The organism is Streptomyces sp. NPDC018833, from assembly GCF_044390825.1.
Lineage (GTDB): Bacteria > Actinomycetota > Actinomycetes > Streptomycetales > Streptomycetaceae > Streptomyces.
The window spans coordinates 117117-135829 of record NZ_JBIRZM010000009.1; the positions used below are offsets into that span (position 1 = coordinate 117117).

Here is an 18713-nt window from a genome sequence, read left to right on the forward strand (position 1 = left end):
CCCATTGGCAACCCTACGACGGTAAGGGTGCCCTTCCCTGGACCGCTCATATGTCGGACGCCCCCATGAGACGTCGTGTCGCCCTGGTTTGTCATGCTTCACCCGCCCCAGGATCCCCTTCCGTACCTCGCCCCCTCGTCATTGTCCGATCCTGCGCCCGGTGTCGCCGCCGTCGTCGGCGGCGGCGGGAAATTCCGCCCGGCGGCCGCCGAGATTCACGAATTCAGGTACGTCAGCACGGCCAGCACGCGCCGGTGGTCCCCCTCACTTGGGGAGAGGCCGAGCTTGAGGAAGATGTTGCTCACGTGCTTCTCCACCGCGCCGTCGCTCACGACGAGCTGCTTTGCGATCGCCGAGTTCGTCCGGCCCTCGGCCATCAGGCCCAAGACCTCCCGTTCCCGTGGCGTGAGCCCGGCGAGGACGTCCTGCCTGCGGCTCCGGCCGAGCAGCTGCGCCACGACCTCCGGGTCCAGCGCGGTCCCTCCGCGGGCCACCCGGACCACGGCGTCCACGAACTCTCGCACTTCGGCTACCCGGTCCTTCAGCAGATAGCCCACCCCGCGGCTGCTGCCCGCGAGCAGCTCGGTCGCGTACTGCTCCTCCACGTACTGGGACAGGACCAGTACCCCGATTTCCGGGTATTCGCGGCGCAACTGCACCGCGGCGCGGACACCCTCGTCCGTATGCGTGGGCGGCATCCGTACGTCGGCGACCACGACATCCGGCAGGGCGGCCTGACCGGCCAGCTCGGCAACCGTCTTGATCAGCGCCTGCGCGTCCCCGACACCCGCCACGACGTCGTGCCCGCGGTCGGTCAGCAGCCGGGTCAGCCCCTCCCGAAGCAGTACCGAGTCCTCGGCGATGACCACCCGCACCCTGTCCTCCACAGCCCTGCGTCCCCCCTGTCGATGAGCCTTCCGCCCCCTGCGGTGCCCAGCATTCCAGGATCGTCGCGAAATCGGGCCCAGGCTGCTGCTTTTGCCGCATCGGTGCCGCATCGGTGCCGCTGTCGCGGCGCTGTCGGCCGCCGTGGGCGCAGGGGCGGGGCGGGCGTGTCCCGGCCGCCGTCCAGAGGGACGCAGCGGGGGGCGACAAGGTTGAGGGCGGGGGAGGGGAGCTGAGGGAGGGGAGGCTGAGGGAGGGGAGGCTGAGGGAGGGGAGGCCGGGGGCCGCGCCGGTGGGGGTGTCGGCGTCGGGTTCCGGAGCGGGCTCGAGCGAGGTGCGTCGGGTTCCGGGCGGGGGAGAGGGGTGTCGGGTCAGCCGCGCCAGGGCAGCTCGGCGGTGACGGTCGTCGGGCCGCCGGCGGGGGAGTCGACGGCAAGGATGCCGTCCACCGCGCCCAGCCGTTCCGCGAGCCTCGCGAGACCGCTGCCCACCGCCTGGTCCGCGCCGCCTCTGCCGTTGTCCACGACCTGGAGCATCAGCCGGTCCCTCGAGCGCCATACGTCGACCGAGGCGTGGGTGGCGTGCGCGTGCTTGCTGATGTTCTGGAGCAGTTCGGAGACGGTGAAGTAGGCGATGCCCTCGATTGCCTCCGCGGGCCGTTCCGTCAGGTCCACCGTGACGGTCACAGGGGCCGTGCAGCGGGATGCGATCGACGACAGTGCGGCGTCCAGGCCGCGGTCGGTCAGCACGGCGGGGTGGATGCCGCGGGCCAGGTCGCGAAGCTCCTGGAGCGCGAGCTTCACCTCGCCGTGCGCCTCGTCCACCATCGCCGCCGCGGCGTCGGGGTCCTCGGCCAGCTTCTCTCTGGCGAGCCCGAGGTCCATCGCGAGCGCGACCAGCCTGGCCTGCGCGCCGTCATGAAGGTCCCGCTCGATACGGCGCAGATCGGCCGCGGCCGTGTCGACGACCACGCCCCGGTCCGACTCCAGCTCGACGACGCGGCTGGCCAGCCGGGAGGGGCCGAGCAGCCCGGCCACCATCAGCCGGTCGACCCCGGCCAGCCCCCGGATGATCCACGGGGTGGCCAGCGTGAGCAGCAGGCCGACGACGCTGGTGACGGCGATCTCGAAGGCCGAGTCGAGGTAGAAGTTGTGCGTTCCGTCGCCGTAGAGCTGCAGGCCGTCGATACCGGCGTACATCGGAAAGACCCACTGCCACAGCGGGTAGAGCAGCAGCGCCCAGCCCGTCGCCCACAGCGGCACCGCGAGGCAGAAGCCGAACACCGCCCAGGGGAAGTGGAAGACCGCGTAGAGCAGGTGCCGCCAGGAAGCCCCGCTCTTGAGCATCCCGCCGATCCAGCCTGCCGCGCCGCTCCTGCTGACGCACACGGGCTCGGGCGCGGCGACGCCCACGTCCAGCAGAGCCCTGGCCCGCACCCGCTCCACCGCGCCGAACCCGCGCAGCGCCGCGAACGACCCGGCGAGCAGCGGCACACCGAGGAAGGTGACGAGCAGTCCGGCGCTGACGGCGGTCATGGAGACGGCGAAGGAGAAGAGGAGGACGCTCATCGGCAGGCTGAGCACAATCCATCCGAACTCCCGCCAGGTCCTGCCCTCCAGCGGCGCGCGCAGCACGGGAGGCAGCAGGTGGGCGCGTGCCCGGGGCACTGCGCCGTATCCGTGGTCCATGGCCATCGACGTCGTCCGTTCTGAGATGCGGGCTGTCATTGCTCAAGCCTGCTGACCGGGCGTCTCGCGCACCATGAGGGCGGTAGCCGTTCCGAAGGGGGGTTTTCCCCACCCCGAGCGGTCGGCGGTGGCTTCCGCGGGCGCCGGGTGGGGTGCCTCGGCGTGGGCGGTGCGGGCTGGCCGTGTGCGCCTCGGCGTGGGCGGTGCGGGCTTGGCCCCGCGGGGGGTCGGCGTCCGCTGTCTGCGTTCGCCCCGCGCGTCTCACCGTCAGCTGTCCTGTCATCTGTCAGCGTCTCGCGTCTGCTGTCCGTCTTTCGCCCAGGCGCATCAGCGTGGCGCGCGCGCTCCCCGTCCGCGCCAGGGCAGCTCGGCGGTGACGGTCGTCGGGCCGCCCAACGGCGAGTCCAGCGCGAACACCCCGTCCACCGCCCCCAGCCGTTCCGCCAGACCCGCCATCCCGGTGCCGCCGTCCAGCCGCGCCCCGCCTCTGCCGTTGTCCACGACCTGGAGCATCAGCCGGTCCTGCGAGCGCCATACGTCGACCGAGGCGTGGGTGGCGTGCGCGTGCTTGCTGATGTTCTGGAGCAGTTCGGAGACGGTGAAGTAGGCGATGCCCTCGATTGCCTCCGCGGGCCGTTCCGTCAGGTCCACCGTGACGGTCACAGGGGCCGTGCAGCGGGATGCGATCGACGACAGTGCGGCGTCCAGGCCGCGGTCGGTCAGCACGGCGGGGTGGATGCCGCGGGCCAGGTCGCGAAGCTCCTGGAGCGCGAGCTTCACCTCGCCGTGCGCCTCGTCCACCATCGCCGCCGCGGCGTCGGGGTCCTCCAGGAGCTTCTCCTTCGCGAGCCCGAGTCCCATGGCGAGCGCGACCAGCCTGGCCTGCGCGCCGTCATGAAGGTCCCGCTCGATACGGCGCAGATCGGCCGCGGCTTTGTCGACGACGACCCCGCGGTCGGACTCCAGCTCCGCGATGCGCCGCTCCAGTTCGTCGGACGGCGACAGCAGGCCGCGCACCATCGCCCGGTCCGCGCCCGCCATCGCCCGGACCAGGAACGGCAGCACCGGCCACAGCACGATCAGCCCCACGAGCGTGACGGCGAACGTCAGCACTCCCCACGGCAGCCGGACGAACGAGTACAGCACCGTCCGCCATGCCACCGGGTCCTTCAGCCGCGACCAGACCCAGGAAACGAGACCGCCGCCCCTGGGCGGCCCGAGCGGGCTCGGCTCGTCGACCTCCACGCCGAGCAGCGCGCGGGCCCTCGCCCGCTCCGCCCGGCCGACACCGCGTGCCCCTGCGAGTCCGAGGGCCAGCAGAGGGAGCCCGATCACCGTCACCGACAGCCCCACGCCGACGAGCACCGTGACCGCGACGTAGACGAAGGCGAGCAGTGCCAGCGGGAAGTTGGCCAGAAGATGCCCGACCTCCTTCCAGGTGCGCCGGTCGAAGGCGAAGCGCACGCGCGGCGGTGCTGCGTTGTCCGGGGTGGTGTTGATCGCGGTCATGCGGGCAAGCCTGCCGGGCACGACCGCCGCACGCCATGGGATACCTGGGTGGGATCGGGTGGGGATAACCCCACCTGTTGCCCACCTTGTCCCCAGCTGATCCCCGCCCGCTCCCGCCTGATCCATGACGCGACTGCTTACGCTCCCTTTAGCAGGGCCTAGACTCCGGTGCGTAGGGGATCGACGACGTCGAACACGACGCCGACGAGGTCGGACGAGGTCAACGAAGTCAGGGAGCGAGGGGCGGACGTGCCGGAAACGACCGTGGTCGTCATCGCGGCGGACTACTTCCAGAGCTACTCGGTCGTCGGACTGCTCGCGCTGATCGGCGTGCTGTTCGTCGCCGTGGCCTTCGGCGCCGGGCGGCTGCTGCGGCCCGTGGTGCCCACCCCGGAGAAGCTGCTCACCTACGAGTGCGGTGTCGACCCCGTCGGCGAGGGCTGGGCCCACACCCAGGTCCGGTACTACGTCTACGCCTTCCTGTACGTGATCTTCGCCGTCGACTCGATCTTCCTCTTTCCGTGGGCGACCGTCTTCGCCGCCGGGGGCTACGGCGCGACGACACTCGTCGAAATGTTCCTCTTCCTCGGCTTCCTGGCCGTGGGACTGCTCTACGCGTACAAGAAGGGCGTCCTGACATGGGCGTGACTCCTGTGGACCTTCCCGAGCCCCGGAGGCTTGGCGCACTGGCGCGCCTCGCCCCCGAACCGATGAAGGTCGTCCTCAACTGGGGCCGCCGCTACAGCCTGTGGGTCTTCAACTTCGGGCTCGCCTGCTGCGCCATCGAGTTCATCGCGGCCTCCATGGCCCGCCACGACTTCATTCGGCTCGGCGTGATCCCCTTCGCGCCGGGCCCCCGCCAGGCGGACCTCATGATCGTCTCCGGCACGGTGACCGACAAGATGGCCCCTGCCGTGAAACGTCTCTACGAGCAGATGCCCGAGCCCAAGTACGTCATCTCCTTCGGCGCCTGTTCCAACTGCGGAGGCCCGTACTGGGACTCGTACTCGGTCACCAAGGGCGTCGACCAGATCATCCCCGTCGACGTCTACGTGCCCGGCTGCCCGCCACGTCCGGAAGCATTGCTCCAGGGCATTCTCAAGCTGCAGGAGAAGATCGCGCGCGAGTCGCTCGGCGAGCGCTACGGATACGGCGGTGCCCGCCCGTCCACCGCGGCCCTGCGCAGTGGCCTGGTCACCCCGCCCCAGGCGCCGGGCGGTACCGCGACTCCGGAGGCGGGAACAGACGGGACCACGCGGACGGGGACGTCGTCCGCGTCCGGATCGGGGGGCGAGCGGTGAACCCGTACGACACCCTCCCGGAAGCCGTCACCGAGATCTTCGGCGAGGAGGCGACCGCCGAGCGCTCTTACGAACTCCTCACCGTCGACGTCCCCGCCGACAAGTGGATCCCCGCTCTGAAGACCGCCCGCGACGAGCTGGGCTGCACCTACTTCGACTGGCTGAGCGCGGTCGACGAACCGGGCATCGGCTTCCGCGTGTGCGCGCACGTCGTCTCGCTGGAGGGCCGCACGGTCCGCCGGCTGCTCCTGCGCACCACCGTCCCGCACAGTGCCCCCTCGCTGGCGACCGCGGTCGAGGTCTACGCGGGCGCGAGCTGGCACGAGCGCGAGACGCACGAGATGTTCGGCGTCGAGTTCACCGGGCATCCGCAACTCGATCCGCTGCTCCTTCCCGAAGGCTTCGAAGGCCACCCACTGCGCAAGGACTTCGTCCTGGCCGCCCGGGTGGCCAAGGCATGGCCGGGCGCCAAGGAGCCGGGGGAGTCCGAGCACGGCGGACCCAAGCGCCGCCAGATGCTGCCGCCCGGCGTCCCCGACCCGAACGAGTGGGGCCCGCTGAAGGGCCAGCTCCCACCTGCCCCGGCCCGCCCCGCCCGCACCCCGCGCGCGGCCGCGGCGACGGGTGACCGCCCACCCCGCCGCTCCCGCAGTGCCTCCGAGGGCTCGGCGTCGCAGGCCGCCCCGGGTGCGGAGGCCCCGGCTGCAGGCGAGCCCCGTCCTGCCCGCCGCTCCCGCAGCGCCTCCGAGGGCTCGGCGACCCAGCGCCGACCGGAGGCTGGTGCCCAGGAGCCGGCGGAGGCCCCGCCCGCCCCGCGCCCCCGCAGCTCCGACGCCCCCTGGCACCACGCCCGCCCGGCTTTCGGCGACGACGAGCCGCCCACGAGCCCGCCTGGCGCCGCGCCCGGCCCCGACCAGTCGAGGGAGGCCCCCGTCGCCGCACCTGGTGACGAGCAGTCGTCCCCGGAGGCCCTCGGTGCCGCATCTGGTGAGGAGCAGTCGTCTGCGGAAGCCCCCGGCGGCGCGACCAAACGTGAGCCCGGCCCCGGTGCTGAGCCCGCTCCCAGCGGCGAGCCCGGCCCCGGTGCTGAGCCCGATCCCGAGCCCGCTCGCGAGCCCGATCCCGATCCCGAGCCCGCTCGCGAGCCTGCTCCCAGTGCCGAGCCCGCTCGCGAGCCTGCTCCCAGTGCCGAGCCCGCTCGCGAGCCCGCTCCCGAGCCTGCTCCCAGCGGCGAGCCCGGTCCCGAGCCCGGAACCGGCACCCGCTCCGACCGCACCGCCGACCACCACGAGCCGAACCGACCTGCCGGAGGCGATCCCGCGTGAACGACGCTCTCGACGTCGCCCTCCGGCTCATCGTCGTCTTCGCCGTGTTCATGGTCCTCCCGCTGATCATCGGGCAGACCGAGCACAAGGTCATGGCCCATATGCAGGGACGCCTCGGACCCATGTACGCCGGCGGCTTCCACGGGTGGGCCCAACTCGTCGCCGACGGCGTGAAGTTCGCGCAGAAGGAGGACGTGGTCCCCGCAGAGGCCGATCGGCGTATCTTCCAGCTCGCCCCCGCTGTCGCCCTGCTGCCCTACCTCCTCGTACTGGTCGCGATCCCCATCGGTCCGAGTGAGGGCGCGGTCGGCCAGGTGGTCGACGCCGGCATCTTCTTCGTACTCGCCGTCATGGGCGTCGGCGTGCTCGGCTCGCTCATGGCGGGCTGGGCTTCGGCCAACAAGTACTCCCTTCTCGGCGGCCTGCGTACCGCCGCTCAGCTGCTCGCGTACGAACTGCCGATGCTGCTCACCGCCGCCTCCGTCGCCATGGCGGCCGGCACGGTCTCGCTGCCCGGCATTCTGAACGCCTTCGAGTGGTGGTGGCTGCCTTGGCAGATCGTGGGCGCCATCGTCTTCTTCGTCGCCGGCCTCGCCGAACTCCAGCGTCCTCCCTTCGACATGCCGGTCGCCGATTCCGAGATCATCTTCGGTGCGTACACCGAGTACACCGGCCTCCGTTTCGCGTTGTTCCTGCTCGCCGAATACGCGGGCATCGTCATCCTGTGCGGTCTGACCACCGTCCTCTTCCTCGGCGGCTGGCACGGTCCGTTCGGGGCGGAAGGGCTCGGCTGGGTGTGGACCCTCCTGAAGACCGCGGCGCTCGCCTTCCTCGTCATCTGGCTGCGCGTGAGCTATCCACGGCTGCGTGAGGACCAGTTGCAGAAGCTCGCCTGGACGGCCCTCATCCCCCTCGCCCTCGCCCAGATCGCCCTCACCGGCATCGTCAAGGTGGTGATCCAGTAATGAGCCCCATCCCCGGCAGCGGCCTCGCCAAGGGCCTTGCCGTCACCCTGCGGACGATGACGAAGAAGCACGTCACCGCGCAGTACCCGGACGTCCTGCCCGAACTCCCGCCGCGCAGCCGCGGCGTGATCGGCCTGTTCGAGGAGAACTGCACGGTCTGCATGCTCTGCGCCCGTGAGTGCCCCGACTGGTGCATCTACATCGACTCCCACAAGGAGACCGTCCCGGCCGCCGCCCCGGGAGGCCGGGAACGCAGCCGGAACGTCCTCGACCGGTTCGCCATCGACTTCTCGCTCTGCATGTACTGCGGTATCTGCATCGAGGTGTGTCCTTTCGACGCGCTGTTCTGGTCGCCCGAGTTCGAGTACGCCGAGACCGACATCCACGAACTCACCCATGAGCGCGACAAGCTGCGCGAGTGGATGTGGACGGTGCCCGCACCGCCCGCACTCGACCCGGGTGCCGAGGAGCCGAAGGAGGTCGCGACGGCCCGCAAGGCCGCCGAGAAGCTCGCGGCCGCCGAGGAGGTCGCGGCGGCCCAGGCTCAGGCCGACGCCCAGGCCGACGCCGAGCCGGGTACCGAGCCCGGTGCCGGGTCCGGGCAGGGAGGTTCCTCATGACGCTCGCCGCAGCCGCGCCCCAGGGCTTCCTCTCGCCGACCGGTGTCGAGATCGCCTTTCTTCTCGTCGGCCTCGCCACGCTGGGTGCTGCCCTCATCACCGTCACGACCAGGCAACTGGTGCACGCCGCCCTGTGGCTGGTCGTGACACTCGGCGGGCTCGCCGTTGAATACCTCCTGCTCACCGCCGAGTTCATCGCATGGGTGCAGGTCCTGATCTACGTCGGCTCCGTGGTCGTCCTCCTTCTCTTCGGACTGATGCTCACCAAGGCCCCCATCGGTCGCTCCCCGGACGCCGATTCGGGCAACCGGTGGGTCGCCCTCCCGGTGGCCCTCGCCGCCGCGGCCGCTCTGGTGTGGGTCGTCGTGGACGCGTTCCGCGCCACCTGGATCGACCTCGACGGACCGGTCCAGGGATCCACGAAGGTGTCCGGCGAGATCCTCTTCCGGCACTGGGTGCTGCCCTTCGAGGCGCTGTCCGTACTGCTGCTCGCCGCGCTCGTCGGCGCGATCGTCCTCTCCCGCAAGGACCCGGAAAAGCCCCAAGCACCCGCCACACCCGCCGTGAACGGCGCGGCCGACCGTACGGCCCGAGAGGAGAAGAGCTGATGCACCTCGCCTATCCCGCCGTGCTCGCCGCCCTCCTGTTCTGCGCCGGGCTGTACGGCGTCCTCGCACGCCGCAACGCGATCCTCGTCCTGATGTCCGTCGAGCTGATGCTCAACGCGGTCAACCTCAACCTGGTCGCCTTCGACGTATGGCTGCGCGACACCCTTCACGCCGGCCAGGCGTTCACCCTGTTCATCATCGCCATCGCCGCCGCCGAGATCGGGATCGGCCTGGCGATCGTGCTCATGGTCTACCGCAATCGCGGCAGCTCCGACGTCGACCGCCTGCGTGACACGGCCGAGCCGACCGGACCCGACGACAGCGACGGACCCGACGACAGCGACTCACCCGCAGACCGCGAGGAGAAGGCCGAGGCCACCGCGTGACCACCACGACCCTCGCCGTTCTCGTCCCCCTTCTTCCGTTCCTCGGCGCAGTAGCCGGCCTCCTGCTCGGCCGCACACTCCCCGGCTTCGTACGGCCGCTGGCCGTCCTGCCCACGCTCGCCGCAGCCGCTCTCGCCGTCGTCGTCGCGGCACGCCAGGACGGCGGGCGGACCATCACCGCGTCGACGGAGCTCACGCCCACCGGTTCGGTCCCGATCGACCTGGCCCTGCACATCGACGGCTTCGCCGCCCTCGTGGCCGTCCTGGTCGGCGTCGTCGCGTCCTGTGTGCAGATCTACTCGACCGCCTATCTCCGGGACGACTCCCGCTACCCCTCGTACGCGGCGCTCGTCTCCCTGTTCACCTCCGCGATGCTGCTGGTCGTCTACTCCGGCGACCTGATGGTGCTCCTGGTGGGCTGGGAGATCATGGGCATCTGCTCGTACTTCCTCGTCGGCCACTACTGGGAGACGCCCGAGGCGCGGGCCGCCTCCCTCAAGGCCTTCCTGGTCACCAAGCTCGGTGATGTCCCCTTTCTGATCGGTCTGTTCGCCCTCGCCGCCGACGCCGGCACCTTCCGCATCAGCGGCATCCTCGGGGCCGTCGCCGCCGACGCCATCGACCACCCCACTCTGGTGGCCCTCCTGCTGCTCGCGGGCGTGGCGGGCAAGTCGGCGCAGTTCCCGCTGCACACCTGGCTCCCCGACGCGATGGCGGGCCCCACACCCGTCTCCGCGCTGATCCACGCCGCGACGATGGTCGCGGCCGGTGTCTACTTCGTGGCCCGGCTCCTTCCTGTCTTCGCCGCGTCCGCCGCGGCCATGACCGTCCTCGCCGTCATGGCGGCGATCACGATGGTCGGCTCGGCGCTGGCCGCGCTCGCCCAGGACGACATCAAGCGGGTCCTCGCCTACTCGACCATCGGCCAACTCGGCTACATGTCGGGTGCGCTGGCCGTCGGCGATCGCGGTGCCGCCGTCTTCCACCTCCTGTCCCACGGTGCTTTCAAGGCGCTGCTCTTCCTCGCCGCCGGCGTGATCATCCATGCCGCCGGCACCAACTCGCTGGCCGCCATGTCCCGTATGAGTGGCCTCGCCAAGCGCGTTCCCGACGCCTACTGGACGATGACCGTCGCGCTGCTCGCGCTCGCCGCGATCCCTCCCTTCGCCGGCTTCTTCTCCAAGGAAGCCGTCCTGGTAGCCGCCGAACACACGGCGCTCGGCGACTCCGCCGTCGCACCCACCGGCGCCGGCTGGACCGTGCTGGTCGCCGGGCTGCTGACCGCGGTCCTCACCGCCGCGTACGCGATGCGGCTGTGGCTGCTCGCCTTCCGCGGCCGGGGCGGTGAGGCACCCGACCACGGGAGGGAGCCTGTCGCCATGACCACCGTGCTCTGGGTCCTCACCGTCCCGTCACTCGCCTTCGGCCTGACCTTCGACCGGCTGCCCGGATGGTTCGACGGCCAAGCCCTCACCCCCACCGTCACCACCGCCGTCCTCGGCACCGGCGTCGCCCTCGTCGGCGGCCTGGTCACCTACGGCACCTGGCGGCACACCACTGGGGTCGCCGTCCGTCCTCCCCTCGGTGCCGTCGCCGCACACCCCGACGCCGAACCGGCCGTGTCCGAGGCCGAGGCGATCGCGGCCCACACCCCCGCCTACGGATCCATCGCCGCCGCCCCCGACCCGTCGGACCCCGCCCGGCTGCTCCTCGGCCCGCTCCACCGGCATGCCGCCGCGGGGTTCCACGTCGACGCCGTCTACTCCGCCCTCTTCGTCCGGCCGGTACGCGCCGCCGCGCAGCTCGTCCGCTTCCTGGACCGTGAGGTCGTCGACACCTACGTCAGCGGATCCGGTACCGGCACACGCCTGCTCGGCACCGCCGTGCGCCGCGCGCAGACCGGCAACGTGCAGACCTACCTCGGCGCGCTCCTCGCGGGCTCCGTCGTCCTGGCCGTCGCCGCCGTCATCATGTCCAACGTCAACGCGGGGTCGTGAGCAGTGATCGATATCAGCGAGTCCGTGATGCAGTTCCTTCTCGCGTTCCTCGTCGTCGGCCCGCTCCTCGGCGCCGCCGCGGCGCTCCTGCCCGCACCGCCCGGACTGCGCGGATCGGGCCCGGACCAGGCGGTCCTCCGGCACGGCGTGACCATCACCGGCGCGGTCCTGGTAGCCGCCGTGGTCCTCGCACTCGGCTTCGACCACGACCACCCCTCGACGATGCAGGCCACGACCGACATCAGCTGGATCCCGGCGCTCGACGTGCGGATCCACCTCGGTGTCGACGGCATTTCGCTCCCCCTTCTCCTGCTGACGGCGTTGCTGACCTTCCTCTGCGCGCTGCACGGCTACTTCAAGATGCCTGCCGGCCCCTCGCCGAAGGCATTCGTCGCTCTGCTGCTCGTCCTCGAATCCGGCACTCTCGCGACCTTCGCGGTCCTCGACCTCGTGCTGTTCTTCCTGGCCTTCGAGATGGTGCTCATCCCGATGTACTTCCTCATCGCCCGCTGGGGCGGTGCAGGACGGCAGGCCGCCGCCTGGAAGTTCATCCTCTACACATTGCTCGGCTCGGTCGTCATGCTGCTCGGCCTCCTGCTCATCGGGCTGAAGGCCGGCACATTCGACATGGTGGCACTCGCCACTGACAACGGCCGTGACCTCACCACATCCGTGCAGGTCATCGCCGTTCTGGCCATCGGAATCGGGCTCGCGGTCAAGACGCCCATGTGGCCGCTGCACAGCTGGCTGCCCGACGCCCACACCGCGGCCCCGACCATCGGCTCGGTGCTGCTCGCCGGTGTCCTGCTCAAGATGGGCACGTACGGCCTGGTCCGCATCGTGGTGCCGATCGCGCCCGACGGCATGCAGACGTTCGCCCCGTACCTCGCCGCGTTCGCCGTCGCCGGCATCGTCTACGGATCGCTCGCCTGTCTCGCCCTCGCCCGGCAGGGAGCGGGCGGTGACCTGAAGCGCCTGATCGCCTACTCGTCCGTGGGCCACATGGGCTTCGTCCTGCTCGGCATCGCGACCATGACGCCCACCGGCATCAACGGTGCGCTCTTCGCCAACGTCGCCCACGGCCTCATCACCGGCCTGCTGTTCTTCCTGGTCGGCGCGATCAAAGACCGCTACGGCACCGCGGATATCGACACCCTCGCCGGAGCCACCGGCGCGGCGCTGTACGGACGCGCCCCCCGCCTCGGCGGTCTGCTCGCCTTCGCGGCCGTCGCGTCCCTCGGACTGCCGGGTCTGGCCGGTTTCTGGGGAGAGATGCTCGCGCTGTTCGCCGCCTTCGACCCCGCCGACGGGCTCAGCCGCCCCGCGTTCCTCACCTTCATGGCGATCGCCGCTTTCGGCACGCTGCTGACCGCCGCGTATCTGCTGGTCGTCGTGCGCCGCGTCTGCATGGGGGCACCGCGACAGGGCGGCGTGAGCGATCCGGACGGGCCGCGGTTCGCCCCGCTCACCGATGTCCGCGGATACGAGTTCGCCGCCTGGACACCGCTCGTGGCCCTCACCGTCATCGCCGGACTGTGGCCCGCGGTCCTCCTCGGCCTCACCGACCCAGCAGTGCAGAAGCTCCTCGCAGGAGGCAAGTCGTGACCGTGGCAGCCGACAGCGTCACCAGCCTGGTCCAGTCGGTCGACTGGCTCGCGATCGCGCCCCCGACCATCACGGCCGTCGTGGGGCTGATCATCCTGGTGGTGGACCTCTTCATCGAGGAGCGGCGCAAGCCGCTGCTGGGCGCCCTCGCGATCGCCGGTCTGGCCGCCGCGATCGTGTCTCTCCTTCCGCTGCGCAAGGGCGACCGTTCGACGTTCTGCCTGACGAACGGCACGGACGCGTGCAGCTACACCGCCGACCACTTCACCCTGGCCATCCAGTTCCTGGTCCTCGGTGGTGCGCTGCTGACCGCGGTGCTCTCGCTCACCTACACCCGCAAGGAGCTTCCCGCCGGAGAGTTCTGGTTCCTGCTCCTGTCCTCGGCGGCGGGCGCCGCCCTGCTGCCGGCCTCCCGCGACCTCGCCACCCTCGTCGTCGCGCTCGAGGTCGCCTCGCTGCCCGCGTTCGCCCTCGTGGGCCTCAGGCGCGGGGACCGGCTCTCCAGCGAAGCGGCCCTGAAGTTCTTCCTGTCCTCCGTGGCGGCGACGGCCGTCACGCTGCTCGGCGTCAGCTTCGTCTACGCCGCGACCGGCACCCTGCACCTGACCCAGGTCGCCGCAGGCCTGGAGAACGTCCCCGGCCAGCTGGACACGCTCGCGAAGGCGGGCGTCGCCCTGACGCTCGTCGGCTTCGCGTTCAAGACCGCTGCCGTGCCGTTCCACTTCTGGGTCCCCGACACCTACGTGGGCGCGCCGCTGCCGATCGCCGGCTACCTCTCGGTCGTCGGCAAGGCCGTCGGATTCACCGGCCTCATCCTGGTGACGGTCATCGCCTTCCCCGGGTACGCCGACATCTGGGGCCCGGCGCTCGCCGTCCTCGCCGCTCTGACCATGACCGCCGGAAACGTCGCGGCCCTGCGACAGCAGGCCACGCGCGCGTGGAGCGCGGTACGACTGCTGGCCTGGTCCTCCGTCGGACAGGCCGGATACCTCCTGGTGCCGATCGCCGCCGCCGCGTACTCCAGCGACGACCAGATCGGCGCCACCGTCGCCTACGCCCTGATGTACGCCGTCGTGAACCTCGGAGCCTTCGCGGTCGCGGCGCTCGTCGCACGGACCCACCCGCAGAACCGGATCTCGGACTACCGCGGCTTGTACGCGACCCGCCCGGCCGCAGCCCTCGCCATGGGTTTCTTCCTGCTCTGCCTCGCCGGCCTGCCGCCCGGCATCATCGGTCTGTTCGCCAAGGTGACCGTGTTCTCGTCGGCCGTGGACGCCGGTCTGGGCTGGCTCGCCGTCGTCATGGGCGTCAATGTCGTGATCGCGCTCTACTACTACCTCCAGTGGACGGCGCTCCTCTTCCGCGCCGCCCCCGAAGGTGCCGTGACAGGTGCGGAGGCCGAGCCGGTGCGCCGGCGCGCCCCCGCGCCCGTCACCGTGGCCATCGCTCTGACGGCCGCCGGCGGTGCCGTCCTGTCCGGCTACCCCCAACTGGTGCTGCGCTTCGCAGCGGACACCCTGTTCTGAGCGCCACCCGAACGGCCCACGGCGGGGCCGGAGGCACCAGGGAACCAGCGTCCTTCGCCTGGCGTTGACCAGTACAGAAGGGTCCACTGGTGAGTGGAGCACCACCACGCACAGGGTTCCCCTGCCGCACCGCTTGGAGGGCGTACCGTGCACCGCCGGCACAACGGGCTGAAGACCGCCGTACTCCTCGGCGGACTGTCCGCACTCATCCTCGTCATCGGCAGCTTCTTCGGCCGGACGGGGCTGTTCGTCGCGCTCGTCGTCGCCCTCGGCACCAATGCCTACGCCTACTGGAACAGCGACAAGCTGGCGCTGCGTGCGATGCGCGCCCGCCCGGTCAGCGAGTTCGAGGCGCCGGCGCTGTACCGCATGGTCCGCGAGCTCTCCACCGCCGCCCGCCAACCCATGCCGCGCCTCTACATCTCCCCGACCCAGGCGCCCAACGCCTTTGCCACCGGCCGCAACCCGCGCAACGCGGCCGTGTGCTGCACCGAAGGGATCCTGCGCATCCTCAACGAGCAGGAGTTGCGCGGCGTCATCGGCCACGAGCTGAGCCATGTCTACAACCGTGACATCCTGATCTCGTCGGTCGCCGGAGCCCTGGCCTCGGTCGTGATGTTCCTGGTCAACTTCGCCTGGCTCGTCCCCGTCGGCCGCTCGGACGACGACGACGGCCCCGGCCTCGTCGGTATGCTGCTGATCATGATCCTGGGGCCGCTGGCGGCCTCGGTGATCCAGCTCGCGGTCAGCCGCTCGCGGGAGTACGAGGCGGACGCTTCGGGAGCCCAGCTCACCGGCGACCCGCTGGCACTGGCGAGCGCCCTGCGGAAGCTGGACGCCGGCACCAAGCAACTGCCGCTGCCCCCGGAGCCCCGGCTGGAGACGGCGAGTCACATGATGATCGCGAACCCGTTCGGACCGGGCCGCGGCCTCTCCAAGATGTTCTCCACCCACCCGCCCATGGCGGAACGAATCACCCGACTCGAACAGATGGCAGGTTACCGCCCGTGAAGACAGTTCTGAATGTCATATGGCTGGTCCTGAGCGGCCTCTGGCTCTTCCTGGGATACCTGGTCGCGGGCCTCATCCTCTGCATCACGATCATTGGCATCCCGTTCGGCCTCGCGGCCTTCCGCATCGGCGTCTACGCCCTCTGGCCCTTCGGTTACACGACCGTCGACCGCCGCGACTCCGGGGCGCCGTCGCTGGTCGGCAACGTGCTGTGGGTGATCCTGGCCGGCTGGTGGCTGGCGCTCGGCCACATCCTCACGGGTATCGCGCTCTGCCTGACGATCATCGGGATCCCGTTCGGTGTCGCGAACTTCAAGCTGATTCCCGTCTCGCTGATGCCGCTCGGCCGGGAAATCGTCCCGACGGACCGGCCGTTCGCGAGCAGCTAGGGACCGTCCGGCTTGCGCTCACCGCTGTGCCACGGGCAGGCGCGTACGCGGCTCAGCCATCGGCCGATCCGTTCCGCCCCGGCCGGCGCAGCGCGTAGAGCACGGCCCCCACGGCCAGTACGCCCAGTCCCGCGATCGCCGACACCGCGGGAAGTGAGAGGGCGAGGGCCAGACAGCCCACCACACCACACGCCGCCGTCCATTGCGCCGGACGGGAACTCAGCGTCCAGGCCGAGACGTTGGCAATGGCGTAGTACACCAGCACTCCGAACGACGAGAAGCCGATCGCCCCGCGCAGGTCCACCGTCGCCGCCACCACCGCGACGACGGCCCCCACGACCAGCTCCGCGCGGTGCGGCACCTGGAACCGCGGATGTACGGCGGCCAGTGCTCCCGGCAGATGGCCGTCCCGGGCCATCGCCAGCGTCGTCCGCGAGACGCCGAGAATCAGCGCGAGCAGCGAGCCGAGCGCCGCCACGACGGCGCCCACCCGCACGACGGGCCCGAGCCCGCCGGCCCCCGCCGCCTCCACGGCATCGGCCAGCGGAGCCGCGGCCCTGCCCAACTCGTCGGCGCCCAGCACCGAAAGGACGGCGACGGCGACACACACATAGACGACGAGCGCGATACCGAGGGCCAGTGGTACGGCCCGAGGGATCGTACGGGCGGGATCCCGCACCTCCTCGCCCAGCGTCGCGATCCGGGCGTACCCCGCGAACGCGAAGAACAACAGGCCGGCGGCTTCCAGCACTCCGCCCGCCGAGACGTCCCCGCCGAATGCCAGCCGCCCCGGATCCGCTTCCCGCGACACCAGAGAGGAGACCACCACCGCGACAAGCACAGCCAGCACCACGGCCACGATCGCCCTGGTCAGCAGTGCCGACTTATGAACGCCTCCGTAGTTCACGGCGGTCAGCGCCACCACCGCGGCGACCGCGACGGCATGCGCCTGATCCGGCCAGGCGTACGCCCCGACGGTCAGCGCCATCGCAGCGCACGAGGCGGTCTTGCCGACGACGAACGCCCACCCCGCCAAGTAGCCCCAGAAATCGCCCAGCCGCTCCCGGCCGTACACATAGGTGCCGCCCGACGCCGGATACAGCGCGGCGAGCCGCGCCGACGACATGGCGTTGCAGTAGGCGACCGCGGCAGCCAGCGCCAGGCCGATCAGCAGCCCCGTACCGGCCGCGCGCGCGGCGGGCGCGAGTGCCGCGAAAACGCCTGCGCCGATCATCGATCCCAGACCGATCACCACCGCGTCGAACACCCCGAGCGAGCGCCGCAACTCCCATGTCATGCGTCGCACCTTACTGATCGGCGCAACCGCGCCCGCCTCCGGTTCGTCCTCGGACACAACAGCGAACGAAAGGCAGGTTCATGGCATGAGCGTCATCAGCTGGATCGTCCTCGGGCTGCTCGCCGGCGCCATAGCCAAGATCCTGCTGCCAGGCAGGGACCCGGGCGGGCTGATCGGCACCACGGTCATCGGCATCGCCGGCGCGTTCACCGGAGGGTGGCTGTCGGCGCGATTTCTGGACCGGCCGATCACCAACGACTTCTACGACGGTCCGACCTGGGCGGCGGCCATCGGCGGATCGCTCGTGCTGCTGATCGCCTACCGCATCCTGTTCGGCCACTCCCGCTCGCGCTGAGCACCACGCGGTCGGACGCGGCGATGAGCGGCACCCGCTAGAGGCCGGTCTCCCGCAGCGTGATGTTCAGCCGCCCGGTGGCCATCCCGGACGCCGGGTCGGCGGTGCCCGCCTGGACCCGGGGCACGCCGTGGTACGCGAAGCGGGAGGGACCGCCGAAGACGAACAGGTCTCCGGAGAGCAGTTCCACATCCGTGTAGGGCCGCCCACGGTTCTCGGTGTTCCCGAGGCGGAACACACAGGTGTCACCGATGCTCAGCGACACCACGGGAGCGCCGGAGCGCTCCTCCTTGTCCTGGTGCATGCCCATCCGCGCCGCGCCGTCGTAGAAGTTGATCAGCGCCGCGTCCGGGGTGTACGCGGTGGCATCGCCGTACGTCCGGCCCTCCCCGTACGCCGCGACCAGCGCCTCCCGGCCCAGGTCGACCAGCCACTCGGGGAACGGGGCGACACGTTGGCCGTTCACGTCGTCCGCGGTGCGGGAGTAGCGGTACGGCTGCCAGTGCCAGCCCAGGCACACCGTCCGCACGGACATCACGCCTCCGCCCGGGAGCGCGGTGTGCCGTAGGGTCACCGGGCCGCGGGCCCAGGACCGGCAGGCCTCGACCAGTTCCCGCTGCCCGGCCGGCGACAGCCAGCCGGGCACATGGACGGCACCGGGGGCCACGACGGTCCGATCCCGCGGGAACAGCGTGTCGTTCACGACACGAGTGCGCCCTCGAGACCGAGGAGCCGCTCCTTGGACTCCAGGCCGCCGGCGTACCCCCGCAGGGCACCGTCCGCACCGATCACGCGATGACACGGGCGGACGACGAGCAGCGGATTGCGTCCGATCGCCGTCCCGACGGCGCGTACCCCGACCGCCGAGGTGCCGACCTGCTCGGCGATCTCCTTGTAGGTCGTCGTCCGCCCGTACGGGACGCTCTCCAGTGCGCGCCAGACCCGACGCTGGAAGGCGGTCCCGCTGTCGGCGTACTCGATCTCGAAGCGGGTCAGCCGCCCGGCGAAGTACGCGGACAGCTGGCTGCCGATCTCCTCGAAGGCCGCCGGGTCGCGCCGCCAGCCGTCCTGGACGACCGCGCCGCCCTTCTGGCCGGGCAACGACAGCGAAGCGAGCGCGGTGCCGCCCTCCGCCGTGGCCGAGAACTCGCCGACCAGCAGCAGATCGCCGAGCGGGCTGTCGACGACCTCGTACAGGGTGATCATGACGCGCGTCCCTCCTTGCGGGATGTCGGTGCGGGGTCCT

At 71.1% G+C, this 18713-nt stretch carries 19 protein-coding genes; 13 read left to right on the forward strand and 6 right to left on the reverse strand.

From position 1 onward, the window contains the following. Window positions 1-215: 215 nt before the first annotated feature. The 3 genes from ACH5AF_RS19650 to ACH5AF_RS19660 form a co-directional block, all read right to left on the reverse strand. Entirely contained in the window at window positions 216-875 is a 660-nt protein-coding gene (locus tag ACH5AF_RS19650; protein ID WP_398903034.1) for a LuxR C-terminal-related transcriptional regulator, read from the reverse strand. 381 nt (window positions 876-1256) lie between these two features. Continuing rightward, entirely contained in the window at window positions 1257-2579 is a 1323-nt protein-coding gene (locus ACH5AF_RS19655; protein ID WP_398903035.1) for a sensor histidine kinase, read from the reverse strand. A gap of 321 nt (window positions 2580-2900) precedes the next feature. Further along, entirely contained in the window at window positions 2901-4082 is a 1182-nt protein-coding gene (locus ACH5AF_RS19660; protein ID WP_398902902.1) for a sensor histidine kinase, read from the reverse strand. Window positions 4083-4331: 249 nt separating this feature from the next. On the opposite strand from ACH5AF_RS19660, the gene ACH5AF_RS19665 reads away from it, so the two are divergent. From ACH5AF_RS19665 to ACH5AF_RS19720, 12 genes are all read left to right on the forward strand, one after another. Beyond that, window positions 4332-4730 (forward strand): NADH-quinone oxidoreductase subunit A, encoded by a 399-nt coding sequence (locus ACH5AF_RS19665; RefSeq protein ID WP_398902903.1) that lies wholly within the window; start codon window positions 4332-4334, stop codon window positions 4728-4730. Further along, on the forward strand, window positions 4721-5383 hold the full coding sequence (locus ACH5AF_RS19670; RefSeq protein WP_398902904.1) for an NADH-quinone oxidoreductase subunit B: 663 nt from the start codon (window positions 4721-4723) through the stop codon (window positions 5381-5383). The genes ACH5AF_RS19665 and ACH5AF_RS19670 overlap by 10 nt, the downstream gene beginning before the upstream one ends. After that, entirely contained in the window at window positions 5380-6708 is a 1329-nt protein-coding gene (locus ACH5AF_RS19675) for an NADH-quinone oxidoreductase subunit C (protein ID WP_398902905.1), read from the forward strand. Before ACH5AF_RS19670 ends, ACH5AF_RS19675 begins: the two co-directional genes overlap by 4 nt. Continuing rightward, window positions 6705-7673: an NADH-quinone oxidoreductase subunit H gene (locus tag ACH5AF_RS19680; RefSeq protein WP_398902906.1), complete on the forward strand. Its 969-nt coding sequence runs from the start codon at window positions 6705-6707 to the stop codon at window positions 7671-7673. The genes ACH5AF_RS19675 and ACH5AF_RS19680 overlap by 4 nt, the downstream gene beginning before the upstream one ends. Next, window positions 7673-8293 carry a NuoI/complex I 23 kDa subunit family protein gene (locus ACH5AF_RS19685; RefSeq protein WP_398902907.1) on the forward strand — a complete coding sequence of 207 codons (621 nt, stop codon included), beginning with the start codon at window positions 7673-7675 and terminating at the stop codon, window positions 8291-8293. Before ACH5AF_RS19680 ends, ACH5AF_RS19685 begins: the two co-directional genes overlap by 1 nt. Beyond that, a complete protein-coding gene (locus tag ACH5AF_RS19690; RefSeq protein WP_398902908.1) occupies window positions 8290-8901 on the forward strand; it encodes an NADH-quinone oxidoreductase subunit J in 612 nt (203 codons plus the stop codon). Before ACH5AF_RS19685 ends, ACH5AF_RS19690 begins: the two co-directional genes overlap by 4 nt. Then, complete coding sequence (gene nuoK / locus ACH5AF_RS19695) at window positions 8901-9287, forward strand: NADH-quinone oxidoreductase subunit NuoK (protein ID WP_398902910.1); 387 nt, start codon at window positions 8901-8903, stop codon at window positions 9285-9287. Before ACH5AF_RS19690 ends, nuoK begins: the two co-directional genes overlap by 1 nt. Beyond that, window positions 9284-11284, forward strand: a complete 2001-nt coding sequence (locus tag ACH5AF_RS19700) for an NADH-quinone oxidoreductase subunit L (RefSeq protein WP_398902911.1) — start codon at window positions 9284-9286, stop codon at window positions 11282-11284. Before nuoK ends, ACH5AF_RS19700 begins: the two co-directional genes overlap by 4 nt. A gap of 27 nt (window positions 11285-11311) precedes the next feature. Then, on the forward strand, window positions 11312-12889 hold the full coding sequence (locus ACH5AF_RS19705; protein ID WP_398903036.1) for a NuoM family protein: 1578 nt from the start codon (window positions 11312-11314) through the stop codon (window positions 12887-12889). Further along, a complete protein-coding gene (locus tag ACH5AF_RS19710; protein WP_398902912.1) occupies window positions 12886-14415 on the forward strand; it encodes an NADH-quinone oxidoreductase subunit N in 1530 nt (509 codons plus the stop codon). Before ACH5AF_RS19705 ends, ACH5AF_RS19710 begins: the two co-directional genes overlap by 4 nt. A gap of 147 nt (window positions 14416-14562) precedes the next feature. Continuing rightward, the gene (gene htpX, locus ACH5AF_RS19715; protein ID WP_398902913.1) at window positions 14563-15426 is read left to right on the forward strand and encodes a zinc metalloprotease HtpX; all 864 of its coding nucleotides are present in this window, start codon (window positions 14563-14565) and stop codon (window positions 15424-15426) included. Further along, window positions 15423-15815 carry a YccF domain-containing protein gene (locus ACH5AF_RS19720; protein WP_398902914.1) on the forward strand — a complete coding sequence of 131 codons (393 nt, stop codon included), beginning with the start codon at window positions 15423-15425 and terminating at the stop codon, window positions 15813-15815. The genes htpX and ACH5AF_RS19720 overlap by 4 nt, the downstream gene beginning before the upstream one ends. Before the next feature lie 52 nt (window positions 15816-15867). On the opposite strand, the gene ACH5AF_RS19725 is transcribed toward ACH5AF_RS19720, so the two are convergent. Then, the gene (locus tag ACH5AF_RS19725; protein WP_398902915.1) at window positions 15868-17112 is read right to left on the reverse strand and encodes an APC family permease; all 1245 of its coding nucleotides are present in this window, start codon (window positions 17110-17112) and stop codon (window positions 15868-15870) included. Window positions 17113-17197: 85 nt separating this feature from the next. On the opposite strand from ACH5AF_RS19725, the gene ACH5AF_RS19730 reads away from it, so the two are divergent. Continuing rightward, window positions 17198-17467, forward strand: coding sequence for a GlsB/YeaQ/YmgE family stress response membrane protein (locus ACH5AF_RS19730; RefSeq protein WP_398902916.1), 270 nt, complete (start codon window positions 17198-17200; stop codon window positions 17465-17467). Between the two features lie 37 nt (window positions 17468-17504). On the opposite strand, the gene ACH5AF_RS19735 is transcribed toward ACH5AF_RS19730, so the two are convergent. Together ACH5AF_RS19735 and ACH5AF_RS19740 are read right to left on the reverse strand one after the other, a co-directional pair. Further along, window positions 17505-18170 carry an alpha-ketoglutarate-dependent dioxygenase AlkB family protein gene (locus tag ACH5AF_RS19735; RefSeq protein ID WP_398902918.1) on the reverse strand — a complete coding sequence of 222 codons (666 nt, stop codon included), beginning with the start codon at window positions 18168-18170 and terminating at the stop codon, window positions 17505-17507. Beyond that, entirely contained in the window at window positions 18167-18670 is a 504-nt protein-coding gene (locus ACH5AF_RS19740; RefSeq protein ID WP_398903037.1) for a methylated-DNA--[protein]-cysteine S-methyltransferase, read from the reverse strand. The genes ACH5AF_RS19735 and ACH5AF_RS19740 overlap by 4 nt, the downstream gene beginning before the upstream one ends. Window positions 18671-18713: the final 43 nt, after the last annotated feature.

Bases quoted from the DNA above. Each gene is read 5' to 3' on its own strand.
- ACH5AF_RS19655 (WP_398903035.1), bottom strand. From the start codon at position 2,579: ATGGCCATGGACCACGGATACGGCGCAGTGCCCCGGGCACGCGCCCAC.
- ACH5AF_RS19660 (WP_398902902.1), bottom strand. From the start codon at position 4,082: ATGACCGCGATCAACACCACCCCGGACAACGCAGCACCGCCGCGCGTG.
- ACH5AF_RS19670 (WP_398902904.1), top strand. From the start codon at position 4,721: ATGGGCGTGACTCCTGTGGACCTTCCCGAGCCCCGGAGGCTTGGCGCA.
- ACH5AF_RS19685 (WP_398902907.1), top strand. From the start codon at position 7,673: ATGAGCCCCATCCCCGGCAGCGGCCTCGCCAAGGGCCTTGCCGTCACC.
- ACH5AF_RS19690 (WP_398902908.1), top strand. From the start codon at position 8,290: ATGACGCTCGCCGCAGCCGCGCCCCAGGGCTTCCTCTCGCCGACCGGT.
- nuoK (WP_398902910.1), top strand. From the start codon at position 8,901: ATGCACCTCGCCTATCCCGCCGTGCTCGCCGCCCTCCTGTTCTGCGCC.
- ACH5AF_RS19705 (WP_398903036.1), top strand. From the start codon at position 11,312: ATGCAGTTCCTTCTCGCGTTCCTCGTCGTCGGCCCGCTCCTCGGCGCC.
- ACH5AF_RS19725 (WP_398902915.1), bottom strand. From the start codon at position 17,112: ATGACATGGGAGTTGCGGCGCTCGCTCGGGGTGTTCGACGCGGTGGTG.
- ACH5AF_RS19730 (WP_398902916.1), top strand. From the start codon at position 17,198: ATGAGCGTCATCAGCTGGATCGTCCTCGGGCTGCTCGCCGGCGCCATA.